Source organism: Kitasatospora sp. NPDC053308 (genome assembly GCF_055585785.1).
In genome coordinates, this window is sequence record NZ_JBVJJY010000065.1 from 1 (window position 1) to 1391 (window position 1391).

Annotated in this window: 1 protein-coding gene; it reads left to right on the forward strand. The window is 75.2% G+C overall.

The annotated features are described in order from the left end of the window. On the forward strand, positions 1-1391 hold a 1391-nt coding region (locus tag ACZ6Y7_RS37940), incomplete at both ends, for a condensation domain-containing protein (protein ID WP_465762544.1).

Consider the following 1391-nt stretch of genomic DNA (forward strand, 5'->3'; position numbering starts at 1 on the left):
TGCCCGCCGGCGGCCACCGGCTCGCCCCGATCCCGGCCGTCCCCCGCGTCCCCCGACCCGACGGCACCCTCGTCCTGCCCGCATCCACCGGCCAGGAACGCCTGTGGGTCCTGTGCCGCCTGGACGCCGGGGCGAACCTGGCCTACCACGTGCGCGGCGCCGTCCATGTCGACGGCGACCTGGACGCGGAGGCGTTCCGCGCGGTCCTCGAACACCTGGCCCGCCGCCACGAGGTGCTGCGGACCTCGCTGCGCGAGGTGGACGGCGAGCTGTGCCAGGTCGTCTCACCCGTACCCGAGGTGCCGCTCACCGTCGTCGACACGGCCGACTGGCAGTCGGTGACCGAGGCGGAAACCCGGCGGGAGTTCGACCTCACCACCGGCCCGCTGTGGCACGTGACGCTCGTCCGCACCGCCCCGCAGCACCACGTCCTGGTCATGAGCCTGCACCACGCCATCGCCGACGGCTGGTCGCTCGACGTCCTCCTGCGCGAGATCGCTGCCCGGTACGGCGCCGCGGCCGCCGAGCCCACCGCCGTCCCGCCCCTCCAGTACGCGGACGTCGCCCACGGGCAGCGTGCCGATGCCCAAGCCGGACTGGGCTACTGGCGCGAGCGGTTGGCCGGCGCCCCGGCGCTGGACCTGCCCACGGACCGGCCACGGCCGGCGAAGCAGACGTACCACGGTGCCGCCGTCGACCTGGCGCTGCCCGACGACGCCCTCGCCGCCGCGGCCCGGGCCGGCGGGACGACCGCCTTCACCGTCCTGGCGACGGCCCTGGGAATCGTGCTGGCCAGGACGGCCGGCCAGTACGACGTCACCATCGGCACCCCCGCGGCCGGCCGCGACCACCCCGCCACCGCGGACGTGGTCGGCTACCTCGTCGACACCCTGCCGCTGCGCCTGCGGCTCTCCCCGGGCGCCACGCTCGCCGATGCCCTCCGCACGGCCCGCGAGGCCGTCGACGGGATCCGGGAGCACCAGCGAATCCCGTTCGAGGAGATCGTCCGCGCCGTCCGTCCGGCGCGCGACCGCAGTCGCAGCCCGCTGTTCCAGGTGCTCCTGGCGGTCAACGGCACGCCGCCGCGCTACGAACTGCCGGGCCTGCGGATGCGGCCCGCGCCGATGCCGGTCCGCAGCACGCCCTACGATCTCGTCGTCCAGGCGGAGGAGCGCGACGGCCGGATCACCGGGCACCTGGTCTTCAACACCGACCTGTTCGAGCCGTCCACCGCCCAGTCGCTCGTGGACCGCCTCGCGGTCGTGATCGAGGCCCTGGCCGACCGCCCCAAGACGGCGGTGGCCGAGTTGGATGTGGCGGGTGTGGTGGAGGCGTCGCGGCGTGGGGCGTGGTCGGTGTCGTCGACGAAACCCCGGCAAGACGTTCCGGTG